This window comes from Salegentibacter mishustinae (assembly GCF_002900095.1).
GTDB lineage: Bacteria > Bacteroidota > Bacteroidia > Flavobacteriales > Flavobacteriaceae > Salegentibacter > Salegentibacter mishustinae.
Genome location: NZ_LLKN01000002.1, coordinates 430430 through 447725 on the forward strand (window position 1 = coordinate 430430; position 17296 = coordinate 447725).

Here is a 17296-nt window from a genome sequence, read left to right on the forward strand (position 1 = left end):
GGGTTTTTTATTGAGCTATAATTAGTGATCAAGAGCTTAAGCGGTATTTCTCTTCCAGACCTTATAAGAGATCAGGTCCTTTTCAATTAGGTTAAGACAAAAAGCAATTACAGCCGCATCGTCTAAATAACCAACTATCGGAATAAAATCTGGGATTAGATCTAATGGCGAAAGCACATATAATAATGCTCCTCCAATAGCCGCAACTACATTAAAAGGAACTTCCCTATAATTACCATTTGCATAATCTCTAAGCAAATTAAAAAGTAGTTGTGCATCGTCTACATAACGTTGCAGCTTTCCTTTATTTTCAAACTTCGATTTTATCTCTTCTTCATCTTCCAGCACATTATGCACGTCTTCCTCTTCAAAATCTTCCTGGCGCTTTTTATGCTCTTTCTTAATAGTTTCGTTATCGATTTTACTCATTGTCTATTTTTTTGATGACCACAAAATATAAAATTATTATTGAAGGTCTAATTAGGGAAATGCTAAAATCTGAGAAAAAATAAACCTCACAGCTTTTTAATGCTGTGAGGTTTAAGATTTTAGAATTATATATATGTTTAATCAAGCTTTAATAGCCTTTAAACACTACAAATCAAATTTGATTCCCTGCGCCAACGGCAGTTCAGTAGTATAATTAATAGTGTTTGTTTGTCTGCGCATATAGATCTTCCAGGCATCAGACCCAGATTCTCTTCCGCCTCCGGTTTCTTTTTCACCGCCAAAAGCACCGCCAATTTCAGCACCAGAGGTTCCAATATTCACGTTTGCAATCCCACAATCTGAACCTTCTACCGAAAGAAAACGTTCGGCTTCCCTTAAGTTGTTGGTCATTATCGCTGAAGAAAGTCCCTGCACGACGCCGTTCTGTAATTCCAGGGCGTTAGAAACATCTCCTGAATATTTCATAATATAAAGCACCGGTGCAAAAGTTTCGTGCTGTACGATCTTAAATTCATTTTTTGCTTCGGCAATAGCTGGTTTTACGTAGCATCCGCTTTCATAACCTTCGCCTTCCAAAACTCCACCTTCAACTAAGATCTTACCGCCTTCTTCTACTACTTTATCTAAAGCGTTTTGATAATTTTTTACCGCATCTTTATCGATAAGTGGCCCCACGTGATTATTTTCATCTAATGGGTTTCCAATACGCAGTTGCTTATAAGCTTTTACAATAGCATCTTTTACTTTATCGTAAATAGATTCGTGAATAATCAATCTTCGAGTAGAAGTACAACGCTGTCCGCAAGTTCCCACAGCTCCAAACACAGCACCGATTACCGTATTTTTAATATCGGCATCTGGCGTTACGATTATGGCGTTATTTCCACCTAATTCAAGAAGCGATTTTCCTAATCTTGCGGCAACTGCCTGGGCAACTATTTTTCCCATTCTAATAGAACCGGTAGCCGAAATTAACGGCACTCTTTTATCGTTGGTCATCATTTCACCCACTTTATAATCACCGGTGATCAATGAAGAAATTCCTGCCGGAACATTGTTTTCAGCAAAAACTCGAGCGGCAATATTTTGACATGCAACAGAAGTTAACGGAGTCTTCTCTGATCCTTTCCAAACGCAAGCATCTCCACAAACCCACGCCAAAGCCGTATTCCACGACCAAACAGCAACCGGAAAGTTAAATGCCGAGATAATTCCAACTACTCCAAGCGGGTGGTATTGCTCGTACATTCTATGACCCGGGCGTTCAGAATGCATGGTTAAACCATGTAACTGGCGGGAAAGTCCCACTGCGAAATCACAGATATCTATCATTTCCTGAACTTCGCCCAAACCTTCCTGGTAAGATTTTCCCATTTCGTAAGAAACTAATTTCCCCAAAGGTTCTTTTAATCTTCTCAATTCATCATTAAACTGGCGAACCACTTCACCGCGCTGAGGTGCCGGCCAGGTGCGCCATTCTTTAAAACCTGCATTGGCAGTAGTAATTACTTTTTCGTAATCTTCTTTAGTAGTGGCTTTTACTTTTCCAATTAAAGCACCGTCTACAGGAGAATACGATTCAATTACTTCACCATTACTAAAAAAATCTTTTCCAGTAGAAGTTCCATTATTGGTTTCCTGTAAGCCAAGATCGTTTAAAGCTTGTTTAATTCCGAATTTCTCTGCTATTTCACTCATTAATTTGTAAATTTTATCTGTTCTTTTGTGTGTTTCCTGCTAAAATACTAAATTTTTAACGCTAATCTGTCCCAGCAACATAACGTTCGTCTACCGGCATCACTTCCCCGCAATTATCGCAGGTTCGTAAGTCTTTGCTTCCGTAGAAATGCTTAAAATGTTTTAGAAAGTCTTTCTCAATATCGGTTAACGGAAAATAGACTTCATACAATTTATGGTTACAATTATCACAGAACCATAAAAGCCCATCTTTGGCATCAATCTGCACGCGTTTTCGTTCTACAACGAGACCAATAGAACCTTCTTTTCTCACCGGTGAATGTGGTACTTTTCCTGGATGCAAGTACATATCTCCAGGGCCCAATTGCATCGTCTTTTTTTCGCCATCTTCCTGGATATGCACTTCTATTTCACCTTCTAACTGGTAGAAAAGCTCTTCTGTCTCGTTATAATGATAATCTTTACGGGCATTGGGCCCGGCCACCACCATCACTATATAATCTTCAGATTCTTTATAAAGATTTCGGTTACCAACCGGCGGCTTAAGCGATTCGCGGTTTTGCTCAATCCATTTATTAAGGTTAAAAGGTTTATTTACTGCCATGATTTCAAAATTATATTGCTTAAAATTACAACTTAAAGCTCGAAAAAAAGGACGATTTTCTTATCTTTTTGGGCGCCTTAACGGGCTATTCGCTGCAATTCCTCGTCGCCTGCTGGCGCCTGTGGGATTTACGCTGCTATCCCTGGCGCAAACTCAATAATTTGTACAAATGCTTATCTTCGACTGAAAATCACACCATTTATGAAAAAAATATTCCTTTTATTCAGTTTATCAATCTTTTTAGCCTGTAATACTTCCGCTGAAAAAGAAACCCAAACAAATCAAATCGCTGAAACCGAAAAAGCTCAGGATTCCGTAGAAAACTTCGGCATTGTAATTCACGGCGGTGCGGGAACTATTTTAAAGGAAAACATGAGCGATTCCCTTGAACAAGCCTATAAAGCGAAATTGGAAGAGGCTATAAGAACAGGGCACGAAATTCTCGCCAATGGCGGAACTGCAATTGAAGCTGTACAGCGAACTATAAATATCATGGAGAATTCCCCACTTTTCAATGCCGGGAAAGGAGCTGTATTTACCAACGAAGGTAAAAATGAACTCGATGCTTCTATCATGGAGGGAAAAACTTTAAATGCCGGTGCAGTGTCTGGAGTAACTACCATAAAAAACCCTATAAACCTAGCCTGGGAAGTGATGGAAAATTCAGAACACGTAATGCTTTCAGGAAAAGGAGCTGAACAATTTGCTAAAGAACGAAACCTGGAAATTGTAAACCCTGAATATTTCTATACCGAAAACCGATTTAAAAGTTTAGAACGCTTAAAAGAAAGAAATTCAGAAAAAACAGAGCTTGACCACGATGGGAAGACTGCTTTTGTAGATCCGTTTATTAAAGATTCTAAATTTGGTACGGTTGGTTGTGCTGCTTTAGATAAAAATGGAAATCTGGCCGCAGGAACCTCAACCGGTGGAATGACCAATAAAAAATGGGGCCGCATAGGCGATGCTCCCATAATTGGCGCCGGAACTTATGCTAATAATAAAACGGCAGCGATATCTGCAACCGGCTGGGGAGAATTTTTTATTCGTGGAGTGGTAGCCTATGATATTTCAGCATTAATGGAATATAAAGAAATGAGTCTGGCGGAAGCTGCAAAAGAAGTGATCCAGAATAAAAACCCGGAACTTGGCGGTAGTGGCGGGATCATCGCAATAGATCACCAGGGAAATGTTTCTATGGAATTTAATACCGCTGGGATGTACCGTGCAAAAATGAACCAAGACGGCGACCTGGAAATAGGAATCTATAGCGAATAACCTTTGAAATAAGATCTTTACAAGCCCAACCTAAACGGTTGGGCTTTTTTTTAACTCAATTTTAGAATTCGTTAGTTCGGAGAATTCCGAACTAATTATAATTTTGCAAACTTCTAAATAATTTACAAATGAGAAATAAGTACGGTGTAATTCTAATATTGGTCTTTATATTCTGTTATGGAGAGGTTTTTTCACAACGTTTATCACGTGAAAAAATAAACGATACCATAGAAAATATGCCCACTTTTTCTATTCATAAGGATAATTATTTTATCACGGGAATTTCTACAAATAAAGATCTCAATTCTAAATCTGCAGATGCAAAATATCAAATTAGTTTTAAAGCATTAATTACGCGTAATACCCTACCGCTTGATACCTACTTGTTTCTCACTTATACCCAAAAAGCTTTTTGGAATATTTATGAGTTTTCAAGCCCCTTTCGCGAACTTAATTTTAATCCGGGGGTAGGCTTGGGAAAACCAGTATATAATAAAAATGATGATTTGGCCGGAATGGCCTATTTACAGTTGGAACACGAATCTAACGGGCGGGATAGTATTTATTCCCGAAGCTGGAACTCTCTTTCTTTAAGTTATCACACCGCGATAAATAAAAACCTTTTAATTAGTGTAAAAGGCTGGTTGCCATTTAAATATAAAAAGGATAATCCCGAGCTTATTGATTATGTTGGCTACGGAAAAATAAGCCTTACTTACAATTTAATTCCAGAAAAATTACTGGTAGATCTTATGCTTAGAAAGGGAATTAAAAACTGGAATGGAACGGTGCGCACCAGGTTTCTTTATAAACCTTTTAATTCTTCTAATTTCCAGGTAATGCTGGAGTGGTATAAAGGAAATGCAGAAAGCCTTATTAATTTTGAAGAAAACCGAAGTATGATTCGCGCAGGCTTCGTTCTAAAATCAGACGAATTAAACTTCCTGAAATCGCTTCCCGATGCAATTTAACAAACCTTTTAGAAATTTGGTTCGGGTTATTCGGAACTAAATATTAATTTCGCGCCTTCAATTTATTAAAATGAACAATACGGACTTACAAGCACAAAAAACACGTTTAATTGAAAAATTGGGCGTTCAGTTTGAAAAAGAGCATCAGTTAGCTCCGGTTGCAGCCAGGATTTTTGCCACGCTTATTGTTACCGGTAAAAAAGGAATCACTTTTGAGCAATTGGTAAAAGATTTAAATGCCGGAAAAAGTACGGTTTCTACTCATTTAGAACATCTTCAAACAACAAACCGTATTGAATACTACACAAAATCTGGAGACAGAAAGCGGTATTTTATTGTAAAACCCGACCTGATGGAAAACCATATTGATGAGCTCACCGCGAAGTGGGAAGCTCAAAAATGTATTCATAAAGAGGTTCTGGAATACAAGCAAAAGAGCAACGAATTGAATAAAGAAGATCCGCCTTTTGATATGGAATTTCAAAAAAGCCTGTTAGACTTTTTAGATGAAGCAACGGCAGCGCTTAATAAATTAAAGAAGAACATCAACAACCATTAATTACAATAAAAAGCAATGAAAAAGATAATTTATTTCAGTCTGTTTATAGGTGCTGCCGTTTTCACTTCCTGTTCTAACGGGAAAGAAGAACAGCAAGCAGCACAGGGCCAGGGTGCACAACCACTCCCGGTATTAGAAGTACAAACAAAGACAGTTACCGGTTTCACTTCCTATCCTACCAGTATAGAGGGTGTGGTAAACAGTCAGGTTAGAGCAAAAGTTTCTGGTTATATCACAGATGTTTTAGTAGATGCAGGAGAAAAAGTAACAAAAGGACAAAGGCTTTTTAAGCTTGAAACAGAATCTTTATCGGGTGATGCTGAAGCTGCCCAGGCAAATGTAAATGCCGCCCGGGTTGAAGTTGAAAAACTAAAACCCTTAGTTGAAAAAGATATTATTAGTGGAGTACAACTACAAACCGCAAAAGCACAGCTCTCCCAGGCCCAGGCTAACTACAACAGTATAGCTGCAAATATTGATTATGCAAATATTAAAAGCCCGGTAGATGGTTATGTAGGTAATATTAATTTTCGAAATGGAGCACTTGTATCTCCCGGAGACCCTACACCGCTTACTACGGTTTCCCAAACCGATGAGGTTTATGCGTTCTTTTCTATGAACGAGAAAGATTATATGAGTTTTCTTCAGGAAACTTCGGGCAGCAGTATAGAAGAAAAGATATCTAATTTCCCAGATGTAAGTTTAATTCTGGCCAATGGTAAAGAATATGAACAAAAAGGGAAAATTCAAACAATTTCTGGACAAATTGATCCTTCAACAGGTACAGTAACCTTCAGGGCCAAATTTCCTAATCCAAATCAACTATTATCTAACGGTAATAGTGGTAAGATTCGAGTGCCACAAACTTTTGAAGACGTAATTGTAGTACCCGAAATCTCAAGTTATGAGCAACAGGGAAGAACTTACGTTTACAAAGTTCAGGGTGATAGTTTGGCCGTTTCTACACCAATCACAGAAACTTCAAGAGTAAATAATCTTATTGTTGTTGCTTCCGGCCTTAAAAAAGGCGATAAAATTGTTGCTCAGGGCGTGGCAAAACTAAGAAACAACACTCCAATAAAACCGCAAGAAATTCCTTTTGATAGTATTGCGAATTCTATTAATACAGTATTTAAATAAGACTTTAAGATGCTAAAGAAATTTATAGAAAGACCGGTATTATCTACGGTCGTTTCCATTATAATTGTGGTATTGGGTGTGTTGGGAATTTCAACACTGCCTGTAACGCAGTATCCAGATATTGCCCCTCCAACGGTTCAGGTTTCGGCTAATTTCCCGGGGGCAAATGCTCAAACAGTACTGGAGAGTGTAATTATTCCCATTGAAGAGCAAATAAACGGGGTTGAGGGAATGGATTATATTACCTCTACTGCCAGTAACAACGGTAGTGCCAGTATACAGGTATTTTTTGACCAGGGAGTAGATCCAGATATTGCCGCGGTAAACGTTCAAAACCGTGTGGCACGTGCTACACCTTTACTGCCGCAGGAAGTAACCCAATCTGGGGTAACCACGCAAAAAGAACAAACCAGTGCATTGATGTTCTTTACCGTGGTTTCAGACAACGAAGAATATGACGCAACTTTTATTCAGAATTACCTGAATATTAACGTGATTCCAGAATTACAGCGTATTAACGGGGTTGGGAACGTAAATGTATTTGGCGCCAAGAAATATGCGATGCGAATCTGGCTTCAGCCTGAAAAATTAGCGGCTTATAATTTAATCCCTTCAGATGTTATTGGAGCTATTAATGAGCAAAGTCAGGAAGCTGCTGCGGGATCTTTAGGTCAAAATAATGCTGAAGCTTTTGAATATGTACTGCGTTATAGCGGAAGATACCAGGACGAAGATCAATACCGAAATATTATTATTAAAGCCCTTGATAATGGGCAATACCTAAGGTTAGACGATGTTGCAGAAGTTGAACTGGATGCCGAAGGTTATAATGTTATTGGATATACCAATGGTAAGCCAGGAGTGAATATGGCTGTTTACCAAACGCCAGGTTCTAATGCCCAGGAAATTATTGAAAATATTCACCAGAAGCTGGACGAAATGGAAGAAGATTTTCCAACCGGGCTTTCGGTATATATAAATTTTGATACCAACGAATTTCTTACCGCTTCTATAGATAAAGTGATTTTAACGCTTATTGAAGCGTTTATACTGGTATTTATTGTAGTTTTTATATTTCTTCAGGATTTTAGGTCTACCCTTATTCCTGCTATTGCGGTACCGGTTTCCATAATTGGTACATTCTTTTTCTTAAACCTGTTTGGGTACTCTATAAACTTACTAACGCTATTTGCGCTGGTACTGGCTATTGGTATTGTAGTAGATGATGCTATTGTAGTAGTAGAAGCCGTACATGCAAAAATGGAAGAAGGAGCTAAAGATGCCATAAGCGGTACAAGAAAAGCGATGGACGAAATTACCGGGGCGATTATTTCTATTACGCTGGTAATGGGAGCGGTATTTATTCCCGTAACTTTTATCACGGGACCCACAGGAGTTTTCTATGAACAATTTGGGGTGACTTTAATTGTAGCTATTGCAATATCTGCAGTTAATGCTTTAACTTTAAGTCCTGCGCTTTGTGCCATTTTCTTAAAACCACATCGTGAAGACGAAGAACATAAGAAAAAGAATTTTTTACAGCGCTTCTTTAGTTCGTTTAATACCGCTTTTAAAGTAACTACTGACAAGTATGTGAATTCCCTTTCATTTTTAAGTAAACATAAGTGGATTACAGGGCTAATCCTTGTAGCTGCGGTACTTGCTATATTTTGGGGAGCTAAGACTACTCCAACCGGTTTTGTACCAGATGAAGACCGCGGAATATTATTTGTAAATGTTGAATTACCTGCCGGTGCTTCTTTAGACAGAACCGTGGGAATTACTTCAGAATTAGAGAAAAAAGCACAACAAATAGAAGGTGTACAGGGTGTTTCTTTAGTAAATGGTTATAGTTTAATTGGTGGAGCAGGTAGTAACTATGCACTTGGTTTTATTAAATTAGACGACTGGAGTGAACGTGAAGAAGATCACCTATCGGTAGAATCTATCCAGGGACAATTATTTCAAATTGGCGCTTCATTTTCTGATGCTGAAATGCTATTCTTTTCTCCTCCCAGTATTCCAGGTTTTGGAGTTTCAGGGGGATTTGAAGCTAAATTGTTAGATAGATCAGGTGGTAGTTTCCAGGAACTGGATACCCAAACCCAAAATTATATTGCAGCGCTTTCCCAAAGACCGGAAATTCAGTATGCACAAAGTTCTTTCAACACAAATTATCCGCAGTATGAAATGGATTTAAATATTCCGAAAGCTAAAGAAGCAGGCGTGGATATTTCTACCATCTTCTCAACATTACAAGGGTATATTGGAAGTATTTACGCAGCAGATTTCTCTAGATTTGGTAAACAATATCGTGTGTATGTTCAGGCTTTACCTGAAGATCGCGCCGGCACCGACGATTTAAATTCTCTATTTGTAAGAAATTCCCAGGGAGAAATGGCGCCTTTAAGTGAATTTGTAAGCTTAAAACGGGTTTATGGTCCGCAATCGGTAACCAGGTTTAACCTGTTTAACTCGGCAACTATAAACGGTGCCCCGGCTCCGGGATATTCTTCTGGAGATGCTATTGCAGCAGTACAAGAAGTAAGTGCAGAATCACTACCCTCTAATTTTAGCGTAGATTATAGCGGACTTACCAGGGAAGAAGTTTCAGCAGGTTCACAGACTACTTTTATCTTGATTTTAAGTATTCTGTTTGTTTACTTCATTCTTTCAGCTCAATATGAAAGTTACCTTATTCCTTTCGCAGTGCTACTTTCATTGCCGGTTGGGGTAATGGGCTCTTACCTGGTAACTAAATTCACAGGGCTTCAGGCAAATATTTATTTCCAAATTGCTTTAATAATGCTGCTGGGGCTGCTGGCTAAGAACGCAATTCTTATTGTAGAGTTTGCCATGCAACGAAGGCAGGCAGGCCTTTCTATTGTAGATGCTGCCTTAGAGGGTGCAAGAGTGCGGTTAAGACCTATTTTAATGACCTCTTTTGCCTTTATTATTGGTTTACTTCCTTTGGTTTTTGCCGGTGGTACAGGTGCTGCAGGTAACCGCTCTATAGGTACGGGAGCTGTTGGAGGTTTATTAGTTGGTACCATATTGGGAGTTTTTATTATTCCAATTCTTTATATCATTTTCCAACATTTACAGGAAAAAATAACCGGGATACCAGAAGCAGCTAAAACAGAAAACAAATCAATTTCTGAAAAAGAATAACAATGAGAAAGAACAGTATATATAAACTTTTGCTTGGGGGAGCCTTACCATTTTTATTGGTTTCCTGTTTTGCAGCCAAAGATTACGAACGTCCTGAACTGGAAGAAATTTCAGAAGAACTTTATAGAACAGATAATCTTCCGCAGGATTCCCTGAGTATGGCGGTGATTTCCTGGAAGGAAATTTTCACCGATCCTATTCTGAAAAATCATATTGAAGAAGGGCTGGAGAATAATATTGATATTCGAATTGCCATACAGCAAATGTTGGCAGCAGAAGCTTACGTAAAACAGGGGAAAGCAAGCTATTTTCCTACTTTAAATGCGGGACCGGCTGTGAGCCATCAAATCTTATCTCCAAATAGCCAGTTCGGGTCTTTCTTTGATGGAAGTATTACCCAATACGATGTAACCGGAAATCTTTCCTGGGAAGCCGATATTTGGGGAAAAATAAGAAGTAACGATCGTGCTTTTACCGCGGCTTATTTACAAAGTGAAGCGGCTCACAAAGCGGTAAAAACTCAGCTTATTGCGAATATTGCCAGTAATTACTACCAATTGCTGAGCCTGGATGAACAACTTAGAATTGCTGAACAAACTCTCGAAAACAGGGAAAGCAGCCTGGAAACTACCGAAGCTTTAAAAACAGCCGGGAATGTTACCGAAGTTGGGGTCCAGCAAACCAAAGCACAATTGCATACGGCCGAAGCTTTAGTGGTACAGCTTAAAAATCAAATTCGTTTACTGGAAAATTCACTTTCTATACTCCTGGGCGAAGGTCCGCAGGAAATAGAAAGAACCGAGCTTTCTAAACAGAATATTATCACGCCACTTAATACCGGTGTGCCTTCTCAACTACTTAGAAACCGGCCAGATGTGATCGCCGCAGAGTACGGACTTATAAATGCTTTTGAACTCACAAATGCTGCAAGGGCAAATTTCTATCCTTCCCTTACACTAACCGCATCGGGAGGTTTTCAGAGTTTGGAATTAGATAAATTATTAAATGCAAACTCTCTCTTTGCTAATTTAGGTGCATCTTTATTGCAGCCAATAATTAACAAAAGGCAAATAAGAACGCAGTATGAAGTTTCACAGGCGCAACAGCAACAAGCTCTGCTAAACTTTAAACAAGCGATTCTGGTAGCCGGCAGAGAAGTTTCTGATGCGCTTTCTAATTATAAAGCAAGTACAGAACGCAAGAATATTCTGGAAAACGAATATGAAGCCTATAGTAAAGCATCAGATTTTTCTGAAGAATTGCTTAATAACGGACTCGTAAACTATCTGGAAGTTTTAACTGCCAGGGAGAATGCATTAAACTCAAGACTTAATTTGATTAGTGCCGAATACAATAAATTGAATTCCATCGTAAACCTTTATAAAGCCCTTGGTGGAGGCTGGCAATAATTTTTGTTGAATTTGTTTTATTAATTGTTGAAGAGGCAGCCACGGAATTTTATTTCGTGGCTGTTTTTTGTTGGAAGAGCAATTTATTTTCGACTAAAGCAGGAAATTCAGTAACTTTAAGAAAGCTTAATTTAATTATTATGAAAAGCAATTTTAGCGAAATTATAAAAGATGAAAAAGCCGTTTTAGTAGACTTTCATGCCGATTGGTGTGGGCCTTGTAAAACATTGGCTCCAATTCTAAAAGAGGTAAAAGCCGAATTAGGCGATGCAGTAAAAATCGTAAAGATAGATGTAGATAAAAACCAGGAGTTGGCAGGAAAATATCAGGTGCGTGGTGTGCCTACAATGATTTTATTTAAAAACGGGCAACAACTTTGGAGACAATCTGGAGTTTTACAAAAGGCAGAAATTATTCAAGTGATCAATTCTAAATCCTAAGCAAAAAACTTCGGAATATTTAATCACGATTATCGAGTAAAGAAGTTCGTTATTGCGAAGCCGGCTCTAAGGCAATCTACTGTTTTATTAAATTTATTTCAGAAAATATTATCTTACTGAAAACAGATTGCTTTACCGGGTTCGCAATGATGTATTATAATTAGTTCATCTACTACAGTTTATCAAAATCTGGCACTTTTAAATCCTCAGATGACCTTCCTTTAAAGTTCAGCATCAGTCTTGCTATGCACTTCCTGAAATTCAGGCGTTTTTTCTATCAGGCTTTTAGCAAAAGGACATAGCGGAATCACTTTTAGTTTATTTTCTTTTGCAAAATCTACGGTCGCTTTCACCATTTTCTTTCCAAGGCCTTTACCTTTAAAATCAGGATCAACTTCTGTATGATCTATAATAAACTTACTTTTCCCTGCCCAGGTATATTCAATTTTCCCGGCTTGTGTTTCATCTTCTAAAACCTGGAAAAATCCTTTGGTTACCTCATCAATTTGCTCAATCTTCATATTCAAATATTTAAAATTTCTGTTTGCTTAGCTCTAGTTCAACTTTCCTCCTTTTGCAGTCCACCAGGGGTTAACTTCCACTTCCAGCCTACCGGCTTTTACCATAGGATCTTGCCTGGCCAAACTGTCGGCTTCTTCCAGGGTGGCGGTATTATAAACCGCAATTCCACGAATATCGCCGTCACCACCAAAGGGTCCAATTAAACTGGCATAACCTTCTTCGGCCATCCTGCTCAAATAAGCCAGGTGCTCCTTTTGCAAGCGCGCAGCTTCAGTAGAATCCTGACTTCTATTTGCACCACTCTTTAGAAATACCATATAATATTGTTGCATTAAGTAAGTAGTATCGCCGTCTTCGTATTTAAAGGTTTGATAGCCCTTTTCCTTTAAATCATTTTCTATAGAATCAATATTCATTTTAGATTTTTCTACCGCAATTTTTTCGGGTCCAGGGATACCTCGTTCCTGTTCGGGAATATCCTTACACGAAATTAACAATAGAGGAAAAGCCAGTGTATAAATTAGTTTCTTCATTCGTAGCGTTACCAGTTTTTATAGGGTTTTTTACTTAATTGTGAATTATAATATTTTATTTCCCCGGTTACTTCTCTTCCGAGCCACTGAGGCTTTTCAAAGGTATCGGTTTCTTTATTAAGTTCTATTTCTGCCACCTTCAAGCCTTCGTTCTCACCATAAAATTCGTCAATTTCAAACACGAAATCTCCTGCTTTTACCAAATACCGGGTTTTCTCTATAATTCCCGGTTCACAAAGTTCAAATAGTGCTTCGGCTTCGTCTATATCAATTTCCTTTTCCCACTCAAAACGGGATAATCCGTTTTTAGAAGATTTTCCTTTAATAGTTAGAAACGCCTTATCACCTGTAATCCTTAAACGAACAGTTCGCTCTGGATGGGTATTTAAAAATCCTTGTTTTATCCTGAAATTCTTAAAAGCTTCATTTTTAAAATCCTCTGAAACTACAAGGAATTTACGTTCAATTTCCTGCATTTAGTTATTATGTGCTATGTTTTTAATTTCGTCTGAAGGGATTCTTTGCACGTCCAACTCGGGTGAATTAGCAATTGCTACCATCGCTTTGGCAATACTTTCAGCTGAAATAGATTTATATTTTCTTAAAGTTCCAAGGAAAAATGGATTGACGAAATTCAGCATTATTTTCCCTATTTTTTCAAAACTCCTGCTTTCTTTCCGCTCACCGGTAATAAGAGAAGGTTGTAGAATATAAGTATGTTTAATTTCCTGCTCTAAAACCTCCTGTTCCATTTTCCCCTTGGTACGATTATAAAATACCCGGCTCTTAGGATTGGCGCCCAGTGCAGAAACTACAAGGAAAGTATCTACTTTATTCTCTTTACAAAGTTTTGCGGCAGCAATTGGGATTCCACGGTCTATCCTGGTATAGGTTTCATGATCTGGAGTTTTACTTTTTGTAGTACCTACGCAACAAAAAACCTCATCGGCAGTAAACTTATCTTTATGCTCTTCAAGTTTAAAAAGGTCTATTAAATGTTCCTCGATCTTAGGATTTTCGATTTCCACCGAACTCCTTGAGAAGAGTTTGATCTTTTCATACCTATCGTCTTCCAGTAATTGTTGAAGTAACATCCCGCCGGTAAGGCCGGTAGCTCCTAAAATTATAGCTGTTTTTGGCATTATCTTTTATTTTTTTGATCGGTTAATAATTGTTTGTGCCAACAATATTAGCTTTCAGTAAAGAATATAAACAAAATAAGCCGCCCCACTATGAACCGTAACTAAATTTTAAGAAAGCAAGTTTGATCAAAGTGTTTAGAACAACATTCTGTTTCTTTATTTTTGTAAAGTGAATCAAGAACTTCCACTTCGCAAAATCATTCATATAGATATGGATGCTTTCTATGCCTCGGTAGAACAGTTGGACAATCCCGAATTACGCGGTAAAGCCATCGCTGTGGGCGGAAGTTCAGAAAGAGGTGTTGTTAGCGCCGCAAGCTACGAAGCGCGTAAATATGGCGTAAAAAGCGCTATGAGCAGCGTGATTGCCAAACGCAATTGCCCGCATCTAATATTTGTAAAAACCCGATTTGACCGTTACCGCGAAATCTCGCAACGAATCAGGGAAATATTCTATGAATATACCGACCTGGTGGAGCCGCTTTCTTTAGATGAAGCTTACCTGGACGTTACCGAAAATAAAAAGGGGAATCCCAGTGCAAGTCTTATTGCCAAAGAAATTCGAGAAAAAATTAAAGAAAAAACGGGTTTGAATGCTTCAGCCGGGATTTCTATCAACAAGTTTATTGCAAAAATTGCCAGTGATTTTAATAAGCCCAACGGACAAAAAACGGTAAATCCCGAAGAAGTTGAAGAGTTTTTAGAGGTTTTAGATATCCGAAAATTTCACGGCGTTGGAAAAGTCACTGCAGAAAAAATGTATATGCTGGGTATTTTCACCGGAAAAGACCTTAAAACCAAAAGCCTGGATTATCTAACCGAAAAATTCGGGAAAAGCGGTTCGCATTATTACAACGTGGTTCGTGGCATTCATTTAAGTGAGGTAAAACCAAACCGAATTCGTAAATCGCTTGGTGCAGAACGCACTTTTAATGAAAATATCTCTTCGGAAATTTTTATGCTGGAAAGGCTTGAAAACATTGCCGAAGAAATAGAACGCCGACTCAAAAAAAGCAAAGTTGCCGGGAAGACCATTACCCTTAAAATTAAGTACAGCGATTTTACACAGCAAACCCGTAGCAAAACGGTTTCATTCTATATTTCCAGCAAAGAATTGATCCTCGAAAATGCGAAGGAATTATTATACCAGGAAAAAATGAAAGATTCGGTTCGACTGTTAGGAATTTCACTTTCAAATTTAAACACCGACAAAAGCGAAAAGAAACCAAAAGAAGAGAAGGAAATAGAAGTACAACTGAAGTTTGAATTTTAAATAGGATTCAATTTCAACCCTATAAAAATTCAACATAATACTTTTGAAACAAAAAAAGCCACGAATTCACTAATTGTGAATTCGTAGCCTACTCTTTATAAAAATATAATTTATTCTATTTCAGAAACTCTTAAAGTATTCACCATACCTTTTTCACCAATTGGCATTGCTGCAAGATTTATGATAAAATCACCTACCTCTACAAAGGTTTTTTCTTTTGCAATTCGGTTAATATCATCAATAGTTTCATCGGTACTTACAAACTTGTCATAATGAAAAGCTTTAACACCCCAAAGCAAGCTAAGCTGCGATAAAATTCTATTATTAGAAGTAAATACTAAAATATGTGCTTCCGGTCTCCAGGCTGAGATCTGGAATGCGGTATACCCACTATTGGTTAAAGTACAAATAGCTTTGGCCTTAATTTCATTAGCCATATGCGCCGCGTGGTAACAAACCGCTTTTGTAATGTAACGTTTGGTGCGAACATGTGGCGGATCGTGAGGAACTTTAATCAAAGGCGAGTTCTCTACGCTCTCTAAAATCTGGGCCATTTTTTGAATAACCTGAACCGGATACTGCCCTACCGAAGTTTCTCCACTAAGCATCACCGCATCTGCTCCGTCCATTACAGAGTTTGCCACATCATTTACCTCTGCCCTGGTTGGGGTAAGGCTAGTGATCATGGTTTCCATCATTTGCGTAGCGATAATTACCGGAATTCTGGCTTTTTTAGCCGTAAGAACCAATTTCTTCTGAATAAGTGGAACTTCCTGAGCGGGAATCTCTACTCCTAAATCTCCACGTGCCACCATCAAACCATCACAGTAAGCCACGATCTTATCGATATTGGCTACACCTTCCGGCTTTTCAATTTTGGCTATGATCGGAATTTTATATTCGCTGTGCTTCTTAATTAGATCCTGAAGTTCTTTTAAATCTTCGGCGTGACGCACAAAAGAAAGAGCCATCCAGTCTACCTGCATCTCACAAGCAAAAATCGCATCTTTCACATCCTTTTCAGTTAAAGCAGGAAGTGAAATATTAGTATTTGGAAGGTTTACACCCTTCTTGGATTTTAAAGGTCCGCCCTGTATTACACGGGTTTTAACTTCATCTTTTTTATTAGAACTTATTACCTCAAAAATAAGTTTTCCGTCATCTAAAAGAATACGCTCTCCCGCCGATACATCTTGCGGAAAAGTCTCGTAATTCATATAAACGCGTTCTGCAGTTCCTTTAAATTCCTTTCCGGTAGCAAAAACGATCTCGTCTCCTTCTGCAACAACCACTTCATCTTTCATTACTCCTACACGAAGCTTTGGGCCTTGTAAATCTCCGAGAATCGCAGCATTATAGCCTTTTTCCTTATTCAGGTCTCTAATCATTTGGATGCGTTCTTTTACATCGTCATAATTAGCGTGGGAAAAGTTTATTCTAAAAACGTTTACCCCGGCCTGGAGCATTTTATCTAAAGTTTCTTTGGAACTAGTTGCCGGTCCTAGGGTTGCAACTATTTTAGTCTTCTTATTTGTTGGCATTATTCAAAAATTAAATTTTGTTTGGATTTTAATAAATCTGTATCAATTTTATAAACTGCTCTAACCTGCGGTATCTGGCTTATGGCGTTAACGAGCAAATTGAGGTCTTTTTGATTAAGTTCCTCATCTATTTTAAGAAAGAAATCTACCTTTTTATATTCAGGCACCAGGTTTACCTGTAGCGGTCTAACTTCTTCTTCTTCAAATAAAGAACCCGCACTTAATATTTTTTGGGATTCTCCTTTAAATTTATTGGCTACCAGGTGATACGATCTAAAATTTTTCAGATCCTTAAAGGAATAATGAGCGTAGTAAGCTTTTACCGATTTATGGTTGAAGTCTAAATCCCTACGTTCTCTTTTTAATTGAAGTTTTAGATACTTATTTAGCAAATAAGCCATCTTAAATCCTTCTAAATCACCATAAAGCGCTATGAGCCCGAATTCATCTTCCTCAACATCTTCCAGCAGCGTTTTATGCAATTGCATAGCTTTCAATTTAAGGTTAAAGATAAGATAAGATTGAGAAAAATGAAGCTTTATACCTTCAAAAGTTCATATTTATC

General features: G+C 38.1%; 17 protein-coding genes. 8 read left to right on the forward strand and 9 right to left on the reverse strand.

Annotation, left to right across the window (positions count from 1 at the left end):
• Positions 1-36: 36 nt before the first annotated feature.
• The 3 genes from APB85_RS04900 to APB85_RS04910 all read right to left on the reverse strand — a co-directional run bounded on the left by APB85_RS04900 (position 37) and on the right by APB85_RS04910 (position 2752).
• Entirely contained in the window at positions 37-429 is a 393-nt protein-coding gene (locus tag APB85_RS04900) for a YkvA family protein (RefSeq protein WP_057480994.1), read from the reverse strand.
• A 165-nt stretch (positions 430-594) separates the two neighbouring features.
• On the reverse strand, positions 595-2148 hold the full coding sequence (gene amaB / locus APB85_RS04905; protein ID WP_057480993.1) for an L-piperidine-6-carboxylate dehydrogenase: 1554 nt from the start codon (positions 2146-2148) through the stop codon (positions 595-597).
• Between the two features lie 61 nt (positions 2149-2209).
• Complete coding sequence (locus tag APB85_RS04910) at positions 2210-2752, reverse strand: 3-hydroxyanthranilate 3,4-dioxygenase (protein WP_057480992.1); 543 nt, start codon at positions 2750-2752, stop codon at positions 2210-2212.
• Between the two features lie 201 nt (positions 2753-2953).
• On the opposite strand from APB85_RS04910, the gene APB85_RS04915 reads away from it, so the two are divergent.
• The 7 genes from APB85_RS04915 (at position 2954) to trxA (ending at position 11720) form a co-directional block, all read left to right on the forward strand.
• Entirely contained in the window at positions 2954-4030 is a 1077-nt protein-coding gene (locus APB85_RS04915) for an isoaspartyl peptidase/L-asparaginase family protein (protein ID WP_057480991.1), read from the forward strand.
• A 128-nt stretch (positions 4031-4158) separates the two neighbouring features.
• On the forward strand, positions 4159-5001 hold the full coding sequence (locus tag APB85_RS04920) for a phospholipase A (RefSeq protein ID WP_057480990.1): 843 nt from the start codon (positions 4159-4161) through the stop codon (positions 4999-5001).
• 70 nt (positions 5002-5071) lie between these two features.
• A complete protein-coding gene (locus tag APB85_RS04925; protein WP_057480989.1) occupies positions 5072-5560 on the forward strand; it encodes a GbsR/MarR family transcriptional regulator in 489 nt (162 codons plus the stop codon).
• 15 nt (positions 5561-5575) lie between these two features.
• A complete protein-coding gene (locus APB85_RS04930) occupies positions 5576-6700 on the forward strand; it encodes an efflux RND transporter periplasmic adaptor subunit (protein ID WP_057480988.1) in 1125 nt (374 codons plus the stop codon).
• A gap of 9 nt (positions 6701-6709) precedes the next feature.
• Positions 6710-9871 carry an efflux RND transporter permease subunit gene (locus APB85_RS04935; protein WP_057480987.1) on the forward strand — a complete coding sequence of 1054 codons (3162 nt, stop codon included), beginning with the start codon at positions 6710-6712 and terminating at the stop codon, positions 9869-9871.
• Between the two features lie 2 nt (positions 9872-9873).
• Entirely contained in the window at positions 9874-11280 is a 1407-nt protein-coding gene (locus tag APB85_RS04940) for an efflux transporter outer membrane subunit (RefSeq protein WP_057480986.1), read from the forward strand.
• A gap of 140 nt (positions 11281-11420) precedes the next feature.
• Positions 11421-11720 (forward strand): thioredoxin, encoded by a 300-nt coding sequence (gene trxA, locus APB85_RS04945; RefSeq protein WP_057481068.1) that lies wholly within the window; start codon positions 11421-11423, stop codon positions 11718-11720.
• Between the two features lie 221 nt (positions 11721-11941).
• Here trxA and APB85_RS04950 read toward each other — a convergent pair whose 3' ends face one another.
• From APB85_RS04950 to APB85_RS04965, 4 genes are read right to left on the reverse strand one after another with little or no spacing between them, the layout of a single operon-like run.
• A complete protein-coding gene (locus tag APB85_RS04950) occupies positions 11942-12241 on the reverse strand; it encodes a GNAT family N-acetyltransferase (protein ID WP_057480985.1) in 300 nt (99 codons plus the stop codon).
• A gap of 33 nt (positions 12242-12274) precedes the next feature.
• The gene (locus APB85_RS04955; protein ID WP_057480984.1) at positions 12275-12775 is read right to left on the reverse strand and encodes a YciI family protein; all 501 of its coding nucleotides are present in this window, start codon (positions 12773-12775) and stop codon (positions 12275-12277) included.
• Between the two features lie 8 nt (positions 12776-12783).
• Positions 12784-13251: a CYTH domain-containing protein gene (locus APB85_RS04960; protein ID WP_057480983.1), complete on the reverse strand. Its 468-nt coding sequence runs from the start codon at positions 13249-13251 to the stop codon at positions 12784-12786.
• Complete coding sequence (locus APB85_RS04965; protein WP_057480982.1) at positions 13252-13917, reverse strand: NAD(P)H-binding protein; 666 nt, start codon at positions 13915-13917, stop codon at positions 13252-13254.
• Between the two features lie 169 nt (positions 13918-14086).
• Between APB85_RS04965 and dinB the strand changes: the two genes are divergently transcribed.
• Positions 14087-15190, forward strand: coding sequence for a DNA polymerase IV (gene dinB / locus APB85_RS04970; protein WP_083482171.1), 1104 nt, complete (start codon positions 14087-14089; stop codon positions 15188-15190).
• A 110-nt stretch (positions 15191-15300) separates the two neighbouring features.
• Here the strand turns inward: dinB and pyk are convergent, their stop codons facing one another.
• Entirely contained in the window at positions 15301-16731 is a 1431-nt protein-coding gene (pyk, locus tag APB85_RS04975) for a pyruvate kinase (protein ID WP_057480980.1), read from the reverse strand.
• Positions 16731-17219 carry an IPExxxVDY family protein gene (locus APB85_RS04980; protein ID WP_057480979.1) on the reverse strand — a complete coding sequence of 163 codons (489 nt, stop codon included), beginning with the start codon at positions 17217-17219 and terminating at the stop codon, positions 16731-16733. The genes pyk and APB85_RS04980 overlap by 1 nt, the downstream gene beginning before the upstream one ends.
• Positions 17220-17296: the final 77 nt, after the last annotated feature.

Bases quoted from the DNA above. Each gene is read 5' to 3' on its own strand.
- APB85_RS04900 (WP_057480994.1), bottom strand. From the start codon at position 429: ATGAGTAAAATCGATAACGAAACTATTAAGAAAGAGCATAAAAAGCGC.
- trxA (WP_057481068.1), top strand. From the start codon at position 11,421: ATGAAAAGCAATTTTAGCGAAATTATAAAAGATGAAAAAGCCGTTTTA.
- APB85_RS04910 (WP_057480992.1), bottom strand. From the start codon at position 2,752: ATGGCAGTAAATAAACCTTTTAACCTTAATAAATGGATTGAGCAAAAC.
- pyk (WP_057480980.1), bottom strand. From the start codon at position 16,731: ATGCCAACAAATAAGAAGACTAAAATAGTTGCAACCCTAGGACCGGCA.
- APB85_RS04930 (WP_057480988.1), top strand. From the start codon at position 5,576: ATGAAAAAGATAATTTATTTCAGTCTGTTTATAGGTGCTGCCGTTTTC.
- APB85_RS04915 (WP_057480991.1), top strand. From the start codon at position 2,954: ATGAAAAAAATATTCCTTTTATTCAGTTTATCAATCTTTTTAGCCTGT.
- APB85_RS04940 (WP_057480986.1), top strand. From the start codon at position 9,874: ATGAGAAAGAACAGTATATATAAACTTTTGCTTGGGGGAGCCTTACCA.
- APB85_RS04955 (WP_057480984.1), bottom strand. From the start codon at position 12,775: ATGAAGAAACTAATTTATACACTGGCTTTTCCTCTATTGTTAATTTCG.
- APB85_RS04925 (WP_057480989.1), top strand. From the start codon at position 5,072: ATGAACAATACGGACTTACAAGCACAAAAAACACGTTTAATTGAAAAA.
- APB85_RS04980 (WP_057480979.1), bottom strand. From the start codon at position 17,219: ATGCAATTGCATAAAACGCTGCTGGAAGATGTTGAGGAAGATGAATTC.
- APB85_RS04950 (WP_057480985.1), bottom strand. From the start codon at position 12,241: ATGAAGATTGAGCAAATTGATGAGGTAACCAAAGGATTTTTCCAGGTT.
- APB85_RS04965 (WP_057480982.1), bottom strand. From the start codon at position 13,917: ATGCCAAAAACAGCTATAATTTTAGGAGCTACCGGCCTTACCGGCGGG.
- APB85_RS04960 (WP_057480983.1), bottom strand. From the start codon at position 13,251: ATGCAGGAAATTGAACGTAAATTCCTTGTAGTTTCAGAGGATTTTAAA.
- APB85_RS04935 (WP_057480987.1), top strand. From the start codon at position 6,710: ATGCTAAAGAAATTTATAGAAAGACCGGTATTATCTACGGTCGTTTCC.
- APB85_RS04920 (WP_057480990.1), top strand. From the start codon at position 4,159: ATGAGAAATAAGTACGGTGTAATTCTAATATTGGTCTTTATATTCTGT.
- amaB (WP_057480993.1), bottom strand. From the start codon at position 2,148: ATGAGTGAAATAGCAGAGAAATTCGGAATTAAACAAGCTTTAAACGAT.